This window comes from Streptomyces sp. NPDC057280, assembly GCF_042668605.1.
GTDB lineage: Bacteria > Actinomycetota > Actinomycetes > Streptomycetales > Streptomycetaceae > Streptomyces.
In genome coordinates this window covers 717,107-735,773 of record NZ_JBHUYR010000003.1, presented here as the reverse complement: position 1 = coordinate 735,773, position 18,667 = coordinate 717,107, and the positions used below count along the sequence as shown (strand labels likewise).

19 protein-coding genes are annotated in these 18,667 nt (G+C 69.3%); 10 read left to right on the top strand and 9 right to left on the bottom strand.

Features of this window, described 5'->3' with window-relative positions; all coding sequences use genetic code 11:
• Positions 1–145 precede the first annotated feature (145 nt).
• Complete coding sequence (locus ACFUO4_RS21930; protein ID WP_383487163.1) at positions 146–745, bottom strand: hypothetical protein; 600 nt, start codon at positions 743–745, stop codon at positions 146–148.
• Positions 746–1,079: 334 nt separating this feature from the next.
• Between ACFUO4_RS21930 and ACFUO4_RS21925 the strand changes: the two genes are divergently transcribed.
• Entirely contained in the window at positions 1,080–2,471 is a 1,392-nt protein-coding gene (locus ACFUO4_RS21925; protein ID WP_383487160.1) for a hypothetical protein, read from the top strand.
• Positions 2,472–2,634: 163 nt separating this feature from the next.
• On the opposite strand, the gene ACFUO4_RS21920 is transcribed toward ACFUO4_RS21925, so the two are convergent.
• From ACFUO4_RS21920 to ychF, 3 genes are all read right to left on the bottom strand, one after another.
• The gene (locus tag ACFUO4_RS21920) at positions 2,635–3,048 is read right to left on the bottom strand and encodes a DNA-binding protein (RefSeq protein WP_383487157.1); all 414 of its coding nucleotides are present in this window, start codon (positions 3,046–3,048) and stop codon (positions 2,635–2,637) included.
• Positions 3,030–3,314: a hypothetical protein gene (locus ACFUO4_RS21915; RefSeq protein WP_383487154.1), complete on the bottom strand. Its 285-nt coding sequence runs from the start codon at positions 3,312–3,314 to the stop codon at positions 3,030–3,032. Before ACFUO4_RS21915 ends, ACFUO4_RS21920 begins: the two co-directional genes overlap by 19 nt.
• A gap of 327 nt (positions 3,315–3,641) precedes the next feature.
• Complete coding sequence (gene ychF / locus ACFUO4_RS21910; protein WP_079308088.1) at positions 3,642–4,730, bottom strand: redox-regulated ATPase YchF; 1,089 nt, start codon at positions 4,728–4,730, stop codon at positions 3,642–3,644.
• 191 nt (positions 4,731–4,921) lie between these two features.
• On the opposite strand from ychF, the gene ACFUO4_RS21905 reads away from it, so the two are divergent.
• Positions 4,922–5,461: a DUF6542 domain-containing protein gene (locus ACFUO4_RS21905; RefSeq protein WP_383487150.1), complete on the top strand. Its 540-nt coding sequence runs from the start codon at positions 4,922–4,924 to the stop codon at positions 5,459–5,461.
• Position 5,462: 1 nt separating this feature from the next.
• Here ACFUO4_RS21905 and ppgK read toward each other — a convergent pair whose 3' ends face one another.
• Both ppgK and ACFUO4_RS21895 read right to left on the bottom strand, forming a co-directional pair.
• Entirely contained in the window at positions 5,463–6,206 is a 744-nt protein-coding gene (ppgK, locus tag ACFUO4_RS21900) for a polyphosphate--glucose phosphotransferase (RefSeq protein ID WP_079308084.1), read from the bottom strand.
• A gap of 29 nt (positions 6,207–6,235) precedes the next feature.
• Complete coding sequence (locus ACFUO4_RS21895) at positions 6,236–7,246, bottom strand: 4-hydroxy-3-methylbut-2-enyl diphosphate reductase (RefSeq protein WP_079308082.1); 1,011 nt, start codon at positions 7,244–7,246, stop codon at positions 6,236–6,238.
• Between the two features lie 105 nt (positions 7,247–7,351).
• Here ACFUO4_RS21895 and ACFUO4_RS21890 point away from each other — a divergent pair, with 105 nt between their 5' ends.
• The 4 genes from ACFUO4_RS21890 to ACFUO4_RS21875 all read left to right on the top strand — a co-directional run bounded on the left by ACFUO4_RS21890 (position 7,352) and on the right by ACFUO4_RS21875 (position 11,053).
• The gene (locus tag ACFUO4_RS21890; protein ID WP_383487147.1) at positions 7,352–8,722 is read left to right on the top strand and encodes an APC family permease; all 1,371 of its coding nucleotides are present in this window, start codon (positions 7,352–7,354) and stop codon (positions 8,720–8,722) included.
• A gap of 82 nt (positions 8,723–8,804) precedes the next feature.
• A complete protein-coding gene (gene xseA, locus ACFUO4_RS21885; RefSeq protein WP_383487144.1) occupies positions 8,805–10,013 on the top strand; it encodes an exodeoxyribonuclease VII large subunit in 1,209 nt (402 codons plus the stop codon).
• A 9-nt stretch (positions 10,014–10,022) separates the two neighbouring features.
• A complete protein-coding gene (locus ACFUO4_RS21880; protein WP_383487141.1) occupies positions 10,023–10,286 on the top strand; it encodes an exodeoxyribonuclease VII small subunit in 264 nt (87 codons plus the stop codon).
• A gap of 176 nt (positions 10,287–10,462) precedes the next feature.
• Positions 10,463–11,053, top strand: coding sequence for a malonic semialdehyde reductase (locus tag ACFUO4_RS21875; RefSeq protein WP_383487138.1), 591 nt, complete (start codon positions 10,463–10,465; stop codon positions 11,051–11,053).
• Positions 11,054–11,115: 62 nt separating this feature from the next.
• Here ACFUO4_RS21875 and ACFUO4_RS21870 read toward each other — a convergent pair whose 3' ends face one another.
• Positions 11,116–11,649: a DUF4245 domain-containing protein gene (locus ACFUO4_RS21870; protein WP_383487135.1), complete on the bottom strand. Its 534-nt coding sequence runs from the start codon at positions 11,647–11,649 to the stop codon at positions 11,116–11,118.
• Between the two features lie 127 nt (positions 11,650–11,776).
• Here ACFUO4_RS21870 and glpX point away from each other — a divergent pair, with 127 nt between their 5' ends.
• Positions 11,777–12,811 (top strand): class II fructose-bisphosphatase, encoded by a 1,035-nt coding sequence (glpX, locus tag ACFUO4_RS21865; protein ID WP_079308074.1) that lies wholly within the window; start codon positions 11,777–11,779, stop codon positions 12,809–12,811.
• A 183-nt stretch (positions 12,812–12,994) separates the two neighbouring features.
• On the opposite strand, the gene ACFUO4_RS21860 is transcribed toward glpX, so the two are convergent.
• Positions 12,995–13,372: a WhiB family transcriptional regulator gene (locus ACFUO4_RS21860; RefSeq protein ID WP_079083058.1), complete on the bottom strand. Its 378-nt coding sequence runs from the start codon at positions 13,370–13,372 to the stop codon at positions 12,995–12,997.
• A 186-nt stretch (positions 13,373–13,558) separates the two neighbouring features.
• Positions 13,559–14,263, bottom strand: a complete 705-nt coding sequence (locus ACFUO4_RS21855; protein ID WP_383487130.1) for a DUF1707 domain-containing protein — start codon at positions 14,261–14,263, stop codon at positions 13,559–13,561.
• 184 nt (positions 14,264–14,447) lie between these two features.
• Between ACFUO4_RS21855 and ACFUO4_RS21850 the strand changes: the two genes are divergently transcribed.
• The 3 genes from ACFUO4_RS21850 (at position 14,448) to ACFUO4_RS21840 (ending at position 18,486) form a co-directional block, all read left to right on the top strand.
• Positions 14,448–16,115 (top strand): fumarate hydratase, encoded by a 1,668-nt coding sequence (locus tag ACFUO4_RS21850; RefSeq protein WP_383487127.1) that lies wholly within the window; start codon positions 14,448–14,450, stop codon positions 16,113–16,115.
• A gap of 220 nt (positions 16,116–16,335) precedes the next feature.
• Positions 16,336–17,721 (top strand): class II fumarate hydratase, encoded by a 1,386-nt coding sequence (locus ACFUO4_RS21845; protein WP_383487124.1) that lies wholly within the window; start codon positions 16,336–16,338, stop codon positions 17,719–17,721.
• A 72-nt stretch (positions 17,722–17,793) separates the two neighbouring features.
• Positions 17,794–18,486, top strand: a complete 693-nt coding sequence (locus ACFUO4_RS21840) for a DUF402 domain-containing protein (protein ID WP_079308066.1) — start codon at positions 17,794–17,796, stop codon at positions 18,484–18,486.
• The last annotated feature ends 181 nt before the right edge of the window (positions 18,487–18,667 follow it).

Below are 18,667 nucleotides of genomic sequence, written 5' to 3'. Positions count from 1 at the left end.
GCAATCGAATCGACCTCGGCGTATTCCACCTGAACACCACGAGTGACCCTCCGAAACTGAACCAGAGGAACCGCAACGCAGGTGCACATACAGAAACCGAGACGGACAGGAGAAACCCGGCCTTCTGCCGCAGTGATCGCCGCGGTCAAGGTTCGACAGGCCAGAGGCGGCGCATCAACCGCCTCTGGTGTCGACGATGCCGTAATGCGGTGCCGTTCAGGTGCGCTTGGGCTTCGAGCGTGAATCTGTGGATGGCGCCCTCAAGCCGACGACACTCGTCGTGAACTGTCATCGGCCGCCCATGGATTCGAGACATGGTGCCTGCATGTTCCGGCGTCGCTGCCAGGAGCATGCGCGTCGATTTGGCGTGTTGATCGATGAGGAGGGCTGCATAGGCGAGTTCGTCAGGTCCTTCAAGGAACACCAAGGCGGCTGGTTCGTCCAAGGGATTAGCTCGGGCGGTGGCCGCGATCGCCTCGCGCCGCTGCTCCTCCTCTGCAGGGCTAAGCGGCTCGCCGGCAGCGCGCGCGAGGTGTATCTCCATGGCGTGAGCGAGAGCCTCCGCAATGTCCGCCTTGTGCCGCCGGGCCGCGGTGAGAAATGCGGCATAGACCTCGCGCTGTTGCTGGCGGCGGACGGCGTCCACGCTCCCGCGCCCCTGGGCGCTCCCCGCGGCGTAGGCCACTGCGGCGGCCAAAATGGCGGTGGGGGTGGTGATGAGCGTGGCTGTGACGGCGGGATCCATGACAGGTGATGATGCCGCACGGCCATGGCCATGGGAAAAACACGGTCAGAGCCCCATGGGAGAGGTTCGATCGGGCCGCCTGTGGGCCGTGCGAGGCTGGCCGACTGTCGACGACGACAGACTGGTCGGCCGATCGCTGATCCCGGGGTCCTCTATCAAGTCTTCCCAGCGTGGGAGACGGTCGCATCAGTCCCAGAAGAACTGTTCTCGCCGTTAGCGCGCCTTCCGGTACCTCTCATCCGAACGAGGGGTCCTCTCAGCGGCCGCGAATTCCCGCAGGGGCGGCGGGCATTGTCGCCGGGGACAGCGCACCCAGGGAACGGCGGGAGGCTACATGGACCAGACTCTCAACGAGCGGCAGCGGGCCGTGCTCGACTGGGTGGGCCAGGGGTGTCCCGAAGGAGCCTGGCCGGACAGCACGTACAAGACCAGCGGACAGGCCCTGCAGAACCGAGGGCTCATCAAGATCACCAAGCGCCGCGGGCAATGGAGCGCCCACCTCACCGAGAAGGGGCGGCAGCATCTCATCGACCGCGGCATCCGCCCCGTGGAGCAGAGCACCCGACCGCCGGAACGGCCCGCTCGAAAGCCGGCACCGCCGCGCCCCAGAGCCGCGCCGAAGGCCCTTGCGAACTACGCGGACCAACTACTCGATGAACTGGCCGCTGCGAACGACGGCTGTCTCATCAAGCCCATCGAATCCGGCCCGCGCGCGGTGAATTGGGCGTCTCGGGTCAACGCCGCCCGCAAGTCCGGCAAGATCCCCCACACGCAGGAGCTGTACGGGTACCGCACCCACCGCGGCTACGAGATCAAGCTGGTCGACATCCCTGCCTGGCGCCTCGCGGAACTCACCCCACTCCCTGTGCCGGCCAGACTCACCAAACCCCATGCCGTCGTGGCCGCCCTCCAAAAGCAGCCGCAGCCCATGGGCCTGACCAAACCCCTCCAGGGCCGAGCCCTGCGCATCATCCAAACCCTCATCACGGCCACCGAAGCACTCGGCCACAAGGCAGCGCTCGGAACCACACAAGGCGCTCCCCCACCCCATCGGCGCCGCAAGGCACCACCACACTTCACCATTACCGCGCAAGGTGAGAGTGTCGGATTCCTCGTCCTTCAAGAACAAGACCGCAGCGAACACGTCCCCACTGACAAGGAACTCGCCGACGCCAAGAAGCACTCATGGATGCGCATCCCCCGCTTCGACTACACCCCCTCTAGCCGCCTGCGTTTCATGCTCCGCGGCGGCAGCCCGCACCGCGCCAGCGAATGGACCGACCTCCCCGACCGGCCTCTGGAAGAACAACTCGCCGAGATCGTGCAAGAGGTCGGCCTCCGCGGCGAAGCCGCGGAACGTAAACGCCTTGCAGACCAGCAAGCCAGAGAGGCACAGCAGAGGCGCTGGGAAGCCGCCATACACGAAGCCCGCGCCGCCTACGCCCACGCCTACCGCGTCAAACACCTCGGAGAACAGGCAGACGCCTGGTATCAGGCCAGCCGCCTGACCGAATACATCACAGCAGTACGCGACCACGCCACATCACTGCCGCCAGGGCAGGAGCGGACCGAGATCGAGGCGTGGCTGGCGTTCGCGGACACGCATCTCCAACACCTCACCGAATCGGTCTCAGCGCCGAAACTGCCGACGCCACCGAAGCCCAGCGGCGACGACCTCAAACCCTTCCTCGGCCCCTGGAGCCCCTACGGGCCCCACTCCTATTGAGCCTTGGCTCCGCCCACGACCTACGGAATTTCACCAAGAGGCGGAAGAGCGGCAACATAGCGGCGGATCGCCGGTTACCGAAACCGGTGATCCGCCGAATACTGGTAGCCCCACCGCCACTCACTGACCAACCGCCGAAAGGCAGAAAGCGGACAAGGGGAAATCACACCGCCACGAGCCGGACCCGATCGCCGCACAGCTTGGCCATGTCGTCAATATCGGAAGTCAGCATGACCACGGGGCGGTGCTGTCGCAGCGCGGCCTCGGCAACGGCCGCGTCGATCGCGTACTTGTGTCCGTGCAAGCCGGCATTCATCAGCAACTTCGAGGCAGCTCTCGCCTCCTCGTCACCGACCGGGACGACCCGCAGCCCGGAAAGCACCCAGTTCAGGCGGGACTTGTTCGTACGCGCGTGGACGGCCTCGATGATGGTGAGCGCACTGATCACGACCTCCATGCCGCGCGACCGCGCCTCAGCGATCAGGGCCACCACCTGCTCTTCGTCAGCGAGCAGCTTCGAGAGTCCCTCGCTGTCGAGGACCAGCGTCCCCTCGTGACTCAGCCTGCGGCGGGCCACTCGGCCTCCTCGGCGAACACCTCGTCGAAGACCTGCCGCGCCCGTTGACGAGCCGGCTCGGAGACCGGCCCCTTGCGGCTCTCGTAGTCCGCCAGGTACTCGTCCAGGACCTGCCCGCGCAGCTCACGCTCGACCGCCTCCGTGATGAATGCGGAGAACTCCCGCTTCCCCACCCTTGCCCGGATCGCCTCCGCGGTCCCCTCCGGCAGCGACAGACTCACCCGCGTCGCCGGGCCTTCCCCGATGCTGTACGTCGTCTCAGCCATACCTCCGATTGTGTCAAACGAGTAGGAAAAGTGCTACGGTCGGAATCCACACGGCCCAGGGGCGCGAAGAAGACGTGTGGGTGAAGCCCCTCCCACCCACCCTCATATCAGGCAGATCGCTGCCCGAATCCCAGCACAGGCACCCTCATCCCACCCCAGCACGATCCCAGCACGGTACGGATGACCAGGGATGACGACAGGTGACGAGGGGTCAGCTATCCCAGCACCATCCCAGCACGGGAAAAAACTAAGGGCCCGACCCCGAAGAGTCGGACCCTCTCTGACCTGCATGTTTGCCAGATCAGCGACGTGGTGATACGTCAGCCGCTACACGTTGAAGCGGAACTCCACGACGTCGCCGTCCTGCATGACGTACTCCTTGCCCTCCATGCGCGCCTTGCCCTTGGCGCGGGCCTCGGCGACCGAGCCGGTCTCGACGAGGTCGTCGAAGGAGATGACCTCCGCCTTGATGAAGCCCTTCTGGAAGTCGGTGTGGATCACACCGGCCGCCTCGGGGGCCGTGGCGCCCTTCTTGATGGTCCAGGCGCGGGATTCCTTGGGGCCGGCCGTGAGGTAGGTCTGCAGGCCGAGGGTGTTGAAGCCGACGCGGGCGAGGGTGGCCAGGCCCGGCTCCTCGGCGCCGACCGACTCCAGGAGCTCCAGCGCGTCCTCCTCGTCGAGCTCGGCGAGGTCCGCCTCCAGCTTGGCGTTGAGGAAGATCGCCTCGGCGGGGGCGACCAGGGCGCGCTGCTCGTCCTTGAAGGCGTCGTCGGTCAGCTCGTCCTCGTCGACGTTGAAGACGTAGAGGAAGGGCTTGGTGGTGAGCAGGTGCAGGTCGTGCAGGAGCTCGGCGCGCTCGCTGCCCTGGACCAGGCCCTGGGAGAAGAGGGTGTCGCCCTTCTCCAGGATCTCCTTGGCCGCCTCGACCGCCGCGACCTTCGGAGCGACGTCCTTCTTGATCCGCGACTCCTTCTGCAGGCGCGGCAGGACCTTCTCGATGGTCTGGAGGTCGGCGAGGATCAGCTCGGTGTTGATCGTCTCGATGTCGTCCTTGGGCGAGACCTTGCCGTCGACATGCACGACGTTCTCGTCCTTGAAGGCACGGATGACCTGGCAGATCGCGTCGGACTCGCGGATGTTGGCCAGGAACTTGTTCCCGAGGCCCTCACCCTCGCTCGCGCCGCGCACGATGCCCGCGATATCCACGAAGTCGACGGTCGCCGGGAGGATGCGCTGGGACCCGAAGATTTCGGCCAGCTTCGTCAGACGCGCGTCCGGGACGCCCACGACACCCACGTTGGGCTCGATCGTGGCGAACGGGTAGTTGGCCGCGAGCACGTCGTTCTTGGTCAGGGCGTTGAACAGGGTCGACTTGCCGACATTCGGCAGACCGACGATTCCGATCGTGAGCGACACGTTGCGACTTCCCGTACGTGAGGAGGAGAGGAGTGGACGAGGGCTGGGGCAAGGCCTGCCCTGGCGGGCCGATCCACCAGTCTACGGCGTGCACGGCCCCGCCCCGGCGACGAGTCGAACGCTTGGCCAAGGTCCGCCCCTCGGCGTGTCTGAGGAGGGATTCTGCACATAAACCGACCTAAGTTGGTCCAGTGGAGCAACACAGGACGCGACCCCCGCACATCCGAGCGCGCCGCGAGAGGCCTTCCCTGCCCCCGCAGGCGGCCCGCGGCGGGCGCCGTCCTGCCGCGGCGGCGCCCGTACGACGTCCGGCCCCGCCCGTGGTCCAGGCGGTCCGCCGCTTCCCCAACCCCCGGCTCACCGGCCTCGGCGGCGGACTGTTCTGCGGGGCGGCCATGCTCGCGCTCGGCGCGCTGGACGGGCTGCTGTTCGGCTCGTCGCTGACGGCGTACGGGGTGCTGTTCCTGCCGGTGTGCGTGCTGACGGCCGTCTGGGTCCGGCGGGGCGATCTCGCGACCGCGCCCGTGGTGGTGCCGATCGCCTTCGCGGCCGGCCTGGTGCCGGTCGCCGACGGGGAAGGCGTCGGGGGCCGCCTGATGGGCCTGGTGACCGCCCTCGCCACCCAGGCCGGGTGGCTGTACGGGGGAACGCTGATCGCCGGCCTCATCGTGACCGTACGAAAAGCCAGCCTGATGGCCCGCCGGCGGCGCGCGAACCGCCGCCCCTACTGAGCTACTGCTTCGCCGCCCGCATCGCCGCTCCCACGATCCCCGCGTTGTTCTGCAGCTGCGCCGGGACGATCTCCGCCTTGATGCCCTCGATGTGCGGCAGGAACTTCTCCGCCTTGCGGCTGACGCCGCCGCCGATGACGAACAGCTCGGGCGAGAAGAGCATCTCGACATGGGCGAGGTACTTCTGCACCCGGCGGGCCCAGTGCTCCCAGGTCAGCTCGCCGTCCTCCCTGGCCTTGCTGGAGGCACGCTTCTCGGCGTCGTGGCCGTGCAGTTCGAGATGGCCCAGCTCGGTGTTGGGGACGAGGACGCCGTCGACGAAGAGCGCGCTGCCGATGCCGGTGCCGAAGGTCAGCAGGATGACGGTGCCGTGGCGGCCGTGGCCGGCGCCGAACTCCATCTCGGCGACGCCCGCCGCGTCCGCGTCGTTGACCACCGTCACCGGCAGACCGCCGAGCCGCTCGCTGAACAGCGCCCGCGCGTCGGTGTCGATCCAGCTCTTGTCGACATTGGCCGCCGTACGGATCGTGGCGCCGCCGGTGACCACGCCCGGGAAGGTCAGCCCGACCGGCCCCGTCCACCCGAAGTGGTCGACGACCTCCTTCACCCCGTCCGCCACCGAGTCCGGGGTCGCCGGGTGCGGGGTCAGCACCTTGTGGCGCTCCTGGGCGAGGTCGCCCCTCGCCAGGTCCACAGGGGCGCCCTTGATCCCGGATCCACCGATGTCCACGCCGAAGATCTGCATGGCCCTACGTTACGACGGACGACTGACGGTCACTCCCCGGAGGTGCCCTTGCGCTCCGCGACCAGGGCCGCGGCCTCCTCGCGCAGATCGCGGCGCAGCTCCTTGGGCAGCGAGAAGGTGATGGACTCCTCGGCCGCCTTCACCAGCTCGACGTCGCCGTAACCGCGCTGGGCGAGGAACTCCAGGACCTCTTCGACCAGCACCTCGGGCACGGACGCGCCGGAGGTGACACCGACCGTGGTCACGCCCTCCAGCCAGGCCTCGTCGATCTCGCTCGCGAAGTCGACCAGGTAGGCCTCGCGGGAGCCCGCCAGCTTGGCGACCTCCACCAGGCGCTTGGAGTTGGAGGAGTTGCGGGAGCCGACCACGATGACCAGCTCGGCCTCGGCGCCCATCTGCTTCACCGCGAGCTGACGGTTCTGCGTGGCGTAGCAGATGTCGTCGCTGGGCGGGGAGATGAGCTGCGGGAACTTCTCCTTGAGCGCGTCGACGGTCTCCATGGTCTCGTCGACGGACAGGGTCGTCTGGGACAGCCAGACCACCTTCGACTCGTCGCGGACCTCGACCTTGGCCACGTCGGCGGGGCCGTCGACGAGCTGGATGTGGTCGGGGGCCTCGCCGGACGTACCGATGACCTCTTCGTGGCCCTCGTGTCCGATCAGGAGGATGTCGTAGTCCTCGTTCGCGAAGCGGACGGCTTCCTTGTGGACCTTGGTGACCAGCGGGCAGGTGGCGTCGATGGTGGCGAGCTTGCCGCGCGCGGCCTCCTCGTGGACGACGGGGGCGACGCCGTGCGCCGAGAACATGACGATGTTCCCGGGCGGCACCTCCTCCGTGCGCTCGACGAAGATGGCGCCCTTCTTCTCCAGGGTCTGCACGACGTACTTGTTGTGGACGATCTCGTGCCGGACGTACACCGGAGCGCCGTACTGCTCCAGGGCTTTCTCGACGGCGATCACGGCGCGGTCGACGCCCGCGCAGTAGCCCCGGGGGGCGGCGAGCAGGACACGGCGGCCAGGCGAAGCAGTCATGCGTCCCATCGTAAGGCCGCGCTCGACGGGTCAAAGATCGCGTGGGCGGCGAGACTGGCCGGGAAGTGTGAAGGACGGGAAACGCGCGACGACAGGCGACTGGCGGAGGCATCGATGTCCGAGACCGGCACGGCGAACCGGGCGCCCGGCACGGGCCACGACCTGCGACGCAGCCTCGGCTTCCGGGACCTGGTGGTCTACGGGCTGCTTTTCATCGCCCCCATGGCGCCCGTCGGCGTGTTCGGCACGCTCGACGCCAAGTCGCACGGCGCGGTCGCGCTCGTCTATGTCGTGGCCACGGTGGCGATGGCGTTCACCGCTTTCAGCTACGCGCAGATGGTGCGGGTCGTCCCCCGCGCGGGCTCGGTGTACGCCTACGCGCGCGTGGCGCTCGGCAAGGACGCGGGGTTCGTCGCCGGGTGGATGGCGATGCTGGACTATCTGCTGATCCCGGCCGTCGCGTACCTGTTCTCCGGGATCGCGATGAACGCGCTGGTGCCGGAGGTGTCGCGCTGGGTGTGGACGGCTCTCGCGGTCGTCGTCACGACACTGCTGAACCTGTGGGGCGTACGGGCCGCGGCCCGGGTCGGGTTCCTGGTGCTGGCGATGGAGATCGTGGTGCTGCTGGTCTTCGTGGTCTCCGCGGTCGTGGTCCTCGCGCGCGACGGCGCGGAACGCGGCTGGCTGTCGCCGCTGTCGGGGGACGGCACGCAGGGGGCGTTCGCGCTGACGGCGGTGATCGGGGCGGTGTCGGTGGCGGTCCTGTCCTACCTGGGCTTCGACGCGATCGCGTCCTTCGCCGAGGAGGTCACCGGCGGCTCGGAGAAGGTGGCGCGGGCCGTGCTGTTCTGCCTGGCCTTGGCGGGTGTGCTGTTCGTGGCGCAGACGTATCTGGTGGCGCTCCTTGAGCCGGTCACGTCCGCCGAACTGGCCGCCGACCCGGGCAAGCAGGGGTCCGCGTTCTACGACGCCGTCGACGTGTCGGTGGGGACCTGGCTGCACGACCTGGTGGCCGTCAGCAAGGCCGTCGGCGCGGCCTTCGCGGCGCTGGCGGGGCAGGCAGCGGCGGGGCGGCTGCTGTTCGCGATGGGCCGGGACCGGCGCCTGCCGAAGGCCCTGGCCAGGACGGACGCGGGCGTGCCACGGGTGGCGCTGCTGTGCGCGGCCGTGATCACGCTGGTCGCGGCCGTGTGGGCGGCCCGCCGGGACGACGGCATGGACCATCTGGTGTCGGTGGTCGACATCGGCGCGCTGACGGCGTTCACGCTGCTGCACGCGAGCGTGGTGAGCTGGTTCGCGGTACGGCGGGCCGGGGGCCCGGTGAGCTGGTGGCGGCATGTGGCGATGCCGGTGGCGGGCGCGGCGATCACGATCGCGGTGATCGTGGAGGCGTCGGGGGCGGCGCAGGTCGTGGGGGCGGTGTGGTTCGTGGTGGGGGTGGCGGTGCTGGTCGGGCAGCGAGGTCGGGTGGGCGCCGACGGGTGAGGCCCCCTCGCCGCCCCGGGGACATGCCACCGGCTCGGCGGCTCACGCCTCGGTGTCGGTGCCTGCGGTTACGCTCACCGGCATGGCTGTGAACACGTCCGCGGAATCCCCCATCCCCGTCGGTGAGGTGTCGCGGCTCATCGGGGGCTGGATCGACCGGCTCGGGGCCGTGTGGGTGGAGGGCCAGATCACCCAGCTCTCCCGCCGCCCCGGCGCCGGCGTCGTCTTCCTGACGCTGCGCGACCCGTCGTACGACATCTCGGTGAGCGTCACCTGCTACCGGCAGGTGTTCGACGCGGTCGCCGACGTGGTGAGCGAGGGCGCGCGGGTCGTCGTCCTGGCGAAGCCGGAGTGGTACGCGCCGCGGGGGCAGCTGTCGCTGCGGGCCGCCGAGATAAGGCCCGTGGGCGTCGGTGAACTGCTCGCGCGTCTTGAGCAGTTGAAGAAGGCGCTGGCCGCGGAGGGGCTGTTCGCGGCCGAGCGGAAGAAGCCGCTGCCGTTCCTGCCGCAGCTCATCGGGCTGGTGTGCGGGCGGGCGTCGGCCGCCGAGCGGGACGTGCTGGAGAACGCGCGGCACCGCTGGCCCGCCGTCCGCTTCGAGGTGCGCAATGTGCCCGTGCAAGGGGTGCACGCGGTGCCGCAGGTCGTGCAGGCGGTCAAGGAGCTGGACGAGATCGACGCGGTGGACGTGATCATCGTCGCGCGGGGCGGGGGCAGCGTCGAGGATCTGCTGCCGTTCTCCGACGAGCAGCTGGTCAGGACCGTCGCCGGCTGCCGTACCCCGGTCGTCTCCGCGATCGGGCACGAACCGGACACCCCGCTCCTCGACTACGTGGCCGACCTGCGCGCCTCCACGCCCACCGACGCCGCCAAGAAGGTCGTACCGGACGTGGGTGAGGAGTTCGAGCGGGTGCGGATGCTGCGGGACCGCGCCCGGCGGTGCGTGGAGGGGTTCATCGAGCGGGAGGAGCGCGGGCTGGCGCACGCGCTGGCCCGGCCGTCGATAGAGGACCCGCACCGCATGATCGACGAGCGCGCCGACCATGTGGCCTCCCTGGTCGACCGGACCCGGCGCTGCCTCGGGCACCACCTCGACCGCGCCGAGTCCGAGCTGACGCACACGCACGCGCGCGTGGTGGCGCTGTCGCCCGCGGCGACCCTGAAGCGCGGGTACGCGGTGTTGCAGAAGGCCGACGGCCATGTCGTGCGCGACCCCGAGGAGGTCACGGGCGGCGAGGTGCTGCGGGCGCGGGTGTCCGAGGGTGAGTTCAGTGTCCGAGTCGACTCTTAGGGTGGGCGCATGACCAGCAGCAAGGTGGATGAGGCGCTCGGCTACGAGCAGGCGCGGGACGAGCTGATCGACGTCGTACGACGGCTGGAGGCGGGCGGTACGACGCTGGAGGAGTCCCTCGCGCTCTGGGAGCGGGGCGAGGAGCTGGCCAAGGTGTGCCGGCGGTGGCTGGAGGGGGCACGGGCGCGGCTCGACGCGGCGCTGGCCGAGGAGGAGGAAGCCGGCTCCGGGGGCGACGCGGACGCCGAGGACACCGAGGACTCCGACGCCTGACGGTTTCGCGTGTGATCTGTGAAGCGGATCGGTGAAGCGGCTCTGCGAAGCGGCTCTGTGAAGCGGATCACCACGCCCCGCTTTTCGTTGAATGTTCAACCTAAATCGCGTAGAGTCCTTCGCGTCAGCCGGTCCGGCACCCCGGACCCGCCGTACCACCCGAGAAGGTTCACCGCATGTCTCTCGTTCTTGACCCCGCCGCTCAGGACCTGCTGTTCCGCGAGGCCCACACCGCGAACGCCTTCACCGACGAGCCGGTGACGGACGAGCAGGTCCAGGCGATCTACGACCTGGTCAAGTTCGGCCCGACCGCCTTCAACCAGACCCCGCTGCGCATCACCCTGGTCCGCTCCGCCGAGGCCCGCGAGCGCCTGGTGCAGCACATGGCCGAGGGCAACCAGGCCAAGACGGCCTCCGCCCCGCTGGTCGCGATCCTCTCCGCGGACAACGAGTTCCACGAGGAGCTGCCGGCCCTCTTCCCGGCCTTCCCGCAGGCCAAGGACCTCTTCTTCAGCGAGCGCCCGGTCCGTGAGTCCGCCGCCCGCATGAACGCCGCACTCCAGGCCGCGTACTTCATCGTCGGCGTCCGCGCCGCCGGTCTCGCCGCCGGCCCGATGACCGGCTTCGACCACGAGGGCGTCCGCAAGGAGTTCCTCGACGACGACCACACCCCGCTGATGGTCGTCAACATCGGCAAGCCGGGCGAGAACGCCGCGTACCCGCGCTCGCCGCGCCTCGCCTACGACGACGTCGTCACGACGGTCTGATCCACCTGGACATGAGGAAGGCCCCCGGCATGAAGCCGGGGGCCTTCCTCATGCGCTTCGGGTCACTTGGCCTTCAGCGTCTTCGCCAGCTGCGTCAGCTGGTCCCAGCCGCCGGTGCCGGCCAGTACGGTCGTCGCGCCGTCGCCCTGGTGGACGAGCGCGTCGTAGCGGCCGCCGTCGTAGCGGGTCCAGGTGCGGCCGCCGATCTTCGAGGTGGTGTCCGTCTCCTCGCCGCCCTGGCTGGCGGTGTCGATGAACGCCCCCGGCTTCTGCGTCGCCGACTGCTCGATCTGCGCGTACTCACCGCCCGGAGTGGAGAAGCCCAGGTGCCAGGACTCCGCGTCGGCGCCGTCGTACCGGACGGAGGTCGCCTTCCAGCCGGCGGACAGGCCCTCGGGCGCGAGCACCGGGTACGAGGCCGCGCGGCGCGCCGTGAGCAGTTCGACGCGGTAGTCGACCTGCTTCACCTCGGGATCGGAGTCGTCGTGCGGGATGAACAGGTAGATGACCCCCGCCATGAGACCGATCAGGCCCAGGGAGAGCACCATGTCCCGGACCGTCTTCTGCTTGCCGCTTCTGCCATACGAACCTGCCACGCCCCCTATCGTCGCAGGTGCCCGGCCCGCTCATCCGTGGGGTCCCCTGCTCATTTTGTCGGACTGACGATAGAGTCGAGGATCGAACCCTCATCCGGCCGTCGTCGTATCAGAAAGGTGCGCCTCGATGACCGAGCATCATCATCTGCCGTCCGAACTCGAAGTCCCCAGTGAAGCCCCCGACCGCAACCTCGCCCTGGAACTCGTCCGGGTGACCGAAGCCGCCGCGATGGCCGCGGGCCGCTGGGTCGGGCGCGGCGACAAGAACGGCGCCGACGGTGCCGCGGTGCGCGCCATGCGGACCCTCGTCTCCACCGTGTCGATGAACGGCGTGGTCGTCATCGGCGAGGGCGAGAAGGACGAGGCGCCGATGCTCTTCAACGGGGAGCGGGTCGGTGACGGCACCGGTCCCGAGTGCGACATCGCCGTCGACCCGATCGACGGTACGACGCTGACGGCCAAGGGCATGCCGAACGCGATCGCCGTGCTGGCCGCGGCCGACCGGGGGTCGATGTTCGACCCGTCCGCCGTGTTCTACATGGACAAGCTGGTCACCGGACCCGAGGCCGCCGACTTCGTCGACATCAACGCGCCGGTGTCCGTGAACATCCGGAGGGTCGCCAAGGCGAAGCGGTCCACGCCGGAGGACGTGACGGTCGTCATCCTCGACCGGCCGCGGCACGAGGGGATCATCAAGGAGATCCGGGAGGCCGGCGCGCGGATCAAGCTGATCTCCGACGGTGACGTGGCGGGCTCCATCTACGCGTTGCGCGAGGGCACCGGCGTCGACATGCTGCTCGGCATCGGCGGCACGCCCGAGGGGATCATCTCGGCCTGCGCCGTGAAGTGCCTCGGGGGCACGATCCAGGGCAAGTTGTGGCCGAAGGACGACGAGGAGCGGGCGCGGGCGATCGACGCCGGGCACGATCTCGACCGGGTGCTGATGACGGACGACCTGGTCGCCGGGGACAACGTGTTCTTCGTCGCCACCGGGATCACGGACGGGGAGCTGCTGCGGGGTGTGCGGTACCGGTCGGAGACCGCGACGACCGACTCGATCGTGATGCGGTCGAAGTCGGGGACGGTGCGCAGGATCGACTCCGAGCACCGGTTGAGCAAGCTGCGGGCCTATAGCGCGATTGACTTTGATCGGGCGAAGTAGGTGGGGGGCGCCTAGGAGCCCGGGGGGCCTGTGCGTCGGCGGCTGCGGGTTCGTTGTGGTTGGTCGCGCCCACGCGGCGGAGCCGCACATTGACACAGCCCCGCGCCCGTGAAGGGCGTTGCAGGGCCCGGTGACAGCAGAGGGCGCCCCCGGTGCGGTGGGGGCGCCCCTTGTCGTTACTGCCTAACCTGCCTGCGCTATGCGGTCCGTCGTCCTGGCCGCCTTCTTCAGTTCCATGTCGCGGCGGCGGCGCCGGGCCAGGACCACGCGGCGTTCCGCGGCGGTCAGGCCGCCCCAGACGCCGTAGGGCTCGGGTTGCAGGAGGGCGTGCTCGCGGCACTCGACCATGACGGGACAGCGGGCGCAGACCCGCTTCGCGGCTTCTTCGCGGGAGAGGCGCGCCGCGGTGGGTTCTTTGGAGGGGGCGAAGAACAGGCCGGCCTCGTCGCGGCGGCACACCGCCTCGGTGTGCCATGGTGCGTCTTGGTCCCTGTCTCGCACTGGCACCCGCTGAGCCGGAACAACAGCTACCTGCAGGGACGAATGCGGCGGTTGCAGCACGGTCTACTCCTGACGACGGCTTCGCGAGCGAGAGACGATGCAGCAAGGCCTACCCGTTGTACGCGTGCCTATGCACTGAGTTCCGAACCGCTGGATTCCGGGTGGTGCCGCGCAGGACTGTGAGTGGGCTGTGAGGGGGCCGACTCGCTTCGGGCGGCGTCGGATCCGGTGACGGATTCACAACCGTCAACGGTCCAGGTGCTTGCGCAAACTCCTGTCGACCTTGTGCTGGACGCGATCGAGGATGTCCGCGACGAGCTTGCCGCGCCGGGGCCTTCCCTCGATGTTGCCGAGGACGGCCCAGCCGTCCACGTAGACCACCGGGGCCTCGGGGTCGGCCGCGTCGAGGGTGTGCACCTCGAAGTTGCCGAGGACGCCGCCGCCGGTGCCGCGCAGCGACACGTTCTCCGGGACGCGGACCTCGATGCTGCCGAAGACCGAGATCGCCTTGACCACGACCTGCTGGTACTCGAAGAGGGCCTCGCTGAGGTCGATCTCGACGCTGCCGAAGATCGCGTACGCGTGGATACGGCGGCCGGCGCGCCAGCGGCCCTTGCGGACGGCGGTGCTGAACACCGCGACCACGTTCTCGTCGGGGTCGACCGGGACGGCGCCCGCGGTCGGGCGGTTCGGGGCCACGGCGTACGTCGTCGCCGTCTCCCGGCGGGTGTGCGCGGCCGGCAGGTCCTGGATGAAGACGTCCAGCTCACCCACGGTCTTCGCGGCGAGCACCCCCTCGACGCGCTCGGCGTGCTCGTCGGCCGTGAGCCGGCCCTCGGCGAGTGCCTCGCGCAGGATGTCCGCGACGCGGTCGCGGTCGGCGTCGGAGGCGCGCAGGTCGGTGGCGACGGGCGGAGTCGGCTGCTGCAGGTCCTGCTTCTGAAGGTCCACGGCAGCAGCGTACCCAAACGCGATAGATCGCGACTAGGCCTGTGGAGAACCGTATGCCTGTGGAAAACCGGGTGCCGGCGAACTGAGCCTTACCTCACAAGCCTCCCGGCTTGGACAGGTTCTAGGCTGGTGAGGCCTGCCAACGGAGGCCGGCCGCCGTCGTCCAAGTGAGGAATGGGCTGAGATGCCTGAGTTCGCGTACACCGATCTGCTCCCCATGGGAGAGGACACCACCCCCTACCGGCTGGTGACCTCCGAGGGTGTCTCCACCTTCGAGGCCGACGGGCGCACGTTCCTCAAGGTCGAGCCGGAGGCGCTGCGCAAGCTCGCCGAAGAGGCGATCCACGACATCCAGCACTACCTGCGCCCGGCCCACCTGGCCCAGCTGCGCCGGATCATCGACGACCCCGAGGCGTCGGGCAACGACAAGTTCGTCGCCCTCGACCTGCTGAAGAACGCGAACATCGCGGCGGCGGGCGTCCTGCCGATGTGCCAGGACACCGGTACGGCGATCGTGATGGGCAAGCGCGGCCAGAACGTCCTCACCGAGGGCGGTGACGAGGCGGCCCTGTCGAAGGGCATCTACGACGCCTACCAGAACCTGAACCTGCGCTACTCGCAGATGGCCCCGCTGACCATGTGGGACGAGAAGAACACGGGCTCGAACCTCCCGGCGCAGATCGAGCTGTACGCCACCGACGGCGGCGCCTACAAGTTCCTGTTCATGGCGAAGGGCGGCGGCAGCGCCAACAAGTCCTTCCTCTACCAGGAGACGAAGGCCGTCCTGAACGAGGCCTCCATGATGAAGTTCCTGGAGGAGAAGATCCGTTCGCTGGGTACGGCCGCCTGCCCGCCGTACCACCTGGCGATCGTGGTCGGCGGTACGAGCGCCGAGTACGCGCTGAAGACGGCGAAGTACGCCTCCGCGCACTACCTGGACGAGATCCCGGCCGAGGGCTCGGAGCTGGGGCACGGCTTCCGGGACAAGGAGCTGGAGGAGAAGGTCTTCGAGCTGACGCAGAAGATCGGGATCGGCGCGCAGTTCGGCGGCAAGTACTTCTGCCACGACGTACGGGTGGTCCGCCTCCCCCGGCACGGCGCGTCCTGCCCGGTCGCCATCGCCGTCTCCTGCTCCGCCGACCGTCAGGCGGTCGCGAAGATCACGGCCGAGGGTGTCTTCCTGGAGCAGCTGGAGACGGACCCGGCGCGGTTCCTGCCGGAGACGACCGACGAGCACCTCGACGAGGCCGGTGACGTCGTCAAGATCGACCTCAACCAGCCGATGGAGGCGATCCTCGCCGAGCTGACGAAGTACCCGGTCAAGACCCGCCTCTCCCTCTCCGGCCCGCTGGTCGTGGCCCGTGACATCGCGCACGCCAAGATCAAGGAGCGGCTCGACGCGGGTGAGGAGATGCCGCAGTACCTGAAGGACCACCCGGTGTACTACGCGGGCCCGGCGAAGACCCCCGAGGGCTACGCCTCCGGCTCCTTCGGCCCGACGACGGCCGGCCGCATGGACTCCTACGTCGAGCAGTTCCAGGCGGCGGGCGGCTCGAAGGTCATGCTGGCCAAGGGCAACCGGTCCGCCCAGGTCACCAAGGCCTGCGACACCCACGGCGGCTTCTACCTCGGCTCCATCGGCGGCCCCGCCGCCCGCCTCGCCCAGGACTGCATCAAGAAGGTCGAGGTCGTCGAGTACGAGGAGCTCGGCATGGAGGCGGTCTGGAAGATCGAGGTCGAGGACTTCCCGGCGTTCATCGTGGTCGACGACAAGGGCAACGACTTCTTCCAGGACCCGGCCCCGGCGCCTACGTTCACGACGATTCCGGTACGGGGCCCCGGGCTGGCGTAGTTCTTCGGGTGCGGCGGCGGGCTTTCCTCGCCCCCGCCGCCCCTACCCGTCCCATCCTGAAGGGGCTCCGCCCCTTGGACCCCGGCTGCTTCGGCTGCGGGTTCGGTGGGGGCTGGTCGCGCAGTTCCCCGCGCCCTTGATGGGGCCTGCGGCCCCATCAAGGGGTGGCGACGAACGCCCTGGGCGGAACAACCGCCCGCTCTCCCACGCTGTACCCGTCATGAGCGAATACCGCATCGAGCACGACTCCATGGGCGAGGTCCGCGTCCCCGTCGACGCCAAGTGGCGGGCGCAGACGCAGCGGGCCGTCGAGAACTTTCCCATCTCCGGGCAGCGGATCGAGCGGGCGCACATCGAGGCCCTCGCGCGGATCAAGGGGGCCGCCGCCAAGGTCAACGGGCGGCTGGGAGTGCTCGACAAGGACGTCGCCGAGGCGATCCAGGAGGCGGCCGAGGAGGTCGCCCGCGGGGACTGGGACGAGCACTTCCCCATCGACGTGTTCCAGACCGGGTCCGGGACCTCGTCCAACATGAACACCAACGAGGTCATCGCCACGCTCGCCACGGAGCGGCTGGGTCGGGACGTGCATCCCAACGACCACGTCAACGCCTCGCAGTCGTCGAACGACGTGTTCCCCTCCTCCATCCACATCGCCGCCACCGCCGCCGTCACCCGTGATCTCATCCCCGCCCTGGAGCATCTCGCCGGGTCCCTCTCACGCAAGGCCGAGGAGTTCGCCGACGTCGTGAAGTCCGGGCGGACCCACCTCATGGACGCCACGCCGGTGACCCTGGGGCAGGAGTTCGGCGGGTACGCCGCCCAGGTGCGGTACGGCGTGGAGCGGCTCTACGCGTCCCTCCCCCGGCTCGCCGAGCTGCCCCTCGGGGGCACCGCCGTCGGGACCGGCATCAACACGCCGCCCGGCTTCTCCGCCGCCGTCATCGAGGAGGTCGCCCACGTCACCGGGCTGCCGCTGACCGAGGCCCGCGACCACTTCGAGGCGCAGGGCGCGCGGGACGGGATCGTCGAGACCAGCGGGCAGCTGCGGACCATCGCCGTCGGGCTGACGAAGATCGCCAACGACCTGCGGTGGATGGCCTCGGGGCCGCGGACCGGGCTCGCCGAGATCTCGCTCCCCGATCTCCAGCCGGGGTCCTCGATCATGCCGGGCAAGGTCAACCCCGTCATCCCGGAGGCCGTGCTCATGGTCTCCGCCCAGGTCATCGGCAACGACGCCACCGTCGCCACGGCCGGCGCCGCCGGGAACTTCGAGCTCAACGTGATGCTGCCGGTCATCGCGAAGAACGTGCTCGAATCGATCAGGCTGCTCGCCAACGTCTCCCGGCTGCTCGCCGACCGGACCGTCGACGGGATCGTCGCGCACCGCGATCGCGCGCGCGAGTACGCCGAGTCGTCACCCTCCGTCGTCACCCCGCTCAACAAGTACATCGGGTACGAGGAGGCCGCCAAGGTCGCCAAGAAGGCGCTCGCGGACCGCAAGACCATTCGTCAAGTCGTCCTGGAGGGCGGGTACGTGGAGCGGGGGAATCTCACCCTCGAACAGCTCGACGAGGCACTGGATGTCCTGCGGATGACGCATCCGTAACAACACTCGCCGCCCAGGAGAACCGTGACGCGTGCCGCAGCGTCGTATGCCCATGGCACCTAATATCTGTGCATGGCAGAGGGTGGAGCGGTGAGAGCGGCGGAAGCGGGTACGGCGGCGTCCTTCTGGGAGCCCGGGAGTCAGATCCTGTGGCGCTACCGGGAGAACGGCGGCGAGCGCTTCCACATCGCACGCCCTGTGACCGTCGTGCGGGACGACCGCGAGCTGCTCGCCGTGTGGATGGCGCCGGGCACCGAGTGCGTGAAGCCGGTGCTCGCCGACGGCACGCCCGTGCACGCGGAGCCGCTGGAGACGCGATACACCAAGCCCCGTGCCGTCCAGCGCGACCGCTGGTTCGGCACGGGCGTGCTGAAGCTGGCGCGGCCCGGCGAGCCCTGGTCGGTGTGGCTGTTCTGGGAGCCGGGCTGGCAGTTCAAGAACTGGTACGTGAATCTCGAGACGCCGCTGACGCGTTGGGACGGCGGGGTGGACTCCGAGGACCACTTCCTGGACATCTCCGTGCACCCGGACCGCAGTTGGCACTGGCGCGACGAGGACGAGTTCGCGCAGGCCCAGCGGGACGGCCTGATGGACGCCGGACAGGCCGAACAGGTGCTGGCGGCGGGCCGGTCCGCGGTGGAGGTGATCCGCGCCTGGGGCCGGCCGTTCTCGGACGGCTGGCAGCACTGGCGCCCGGATCCGTCCTGGGCCGTACCGTTGCTCCCGGAAGACTGGGACCGTACGCCCGCGCACGTGTCCTCATGAGACCCTTGATGCGCCCCCGGGCAACAAACGTAGGATCGTCCTCCGCAAGAGCGCGCGGCGGCAACTACCGGAGCGCGCACTGAGCTTGACCATTCGTCACCGAGGGGCGGCAGGACGTGATCGAGGGGTACGAGGGCAACACGGGCGCGGTCGGACGGTCCGGCCGTGGCACAGGAACTGC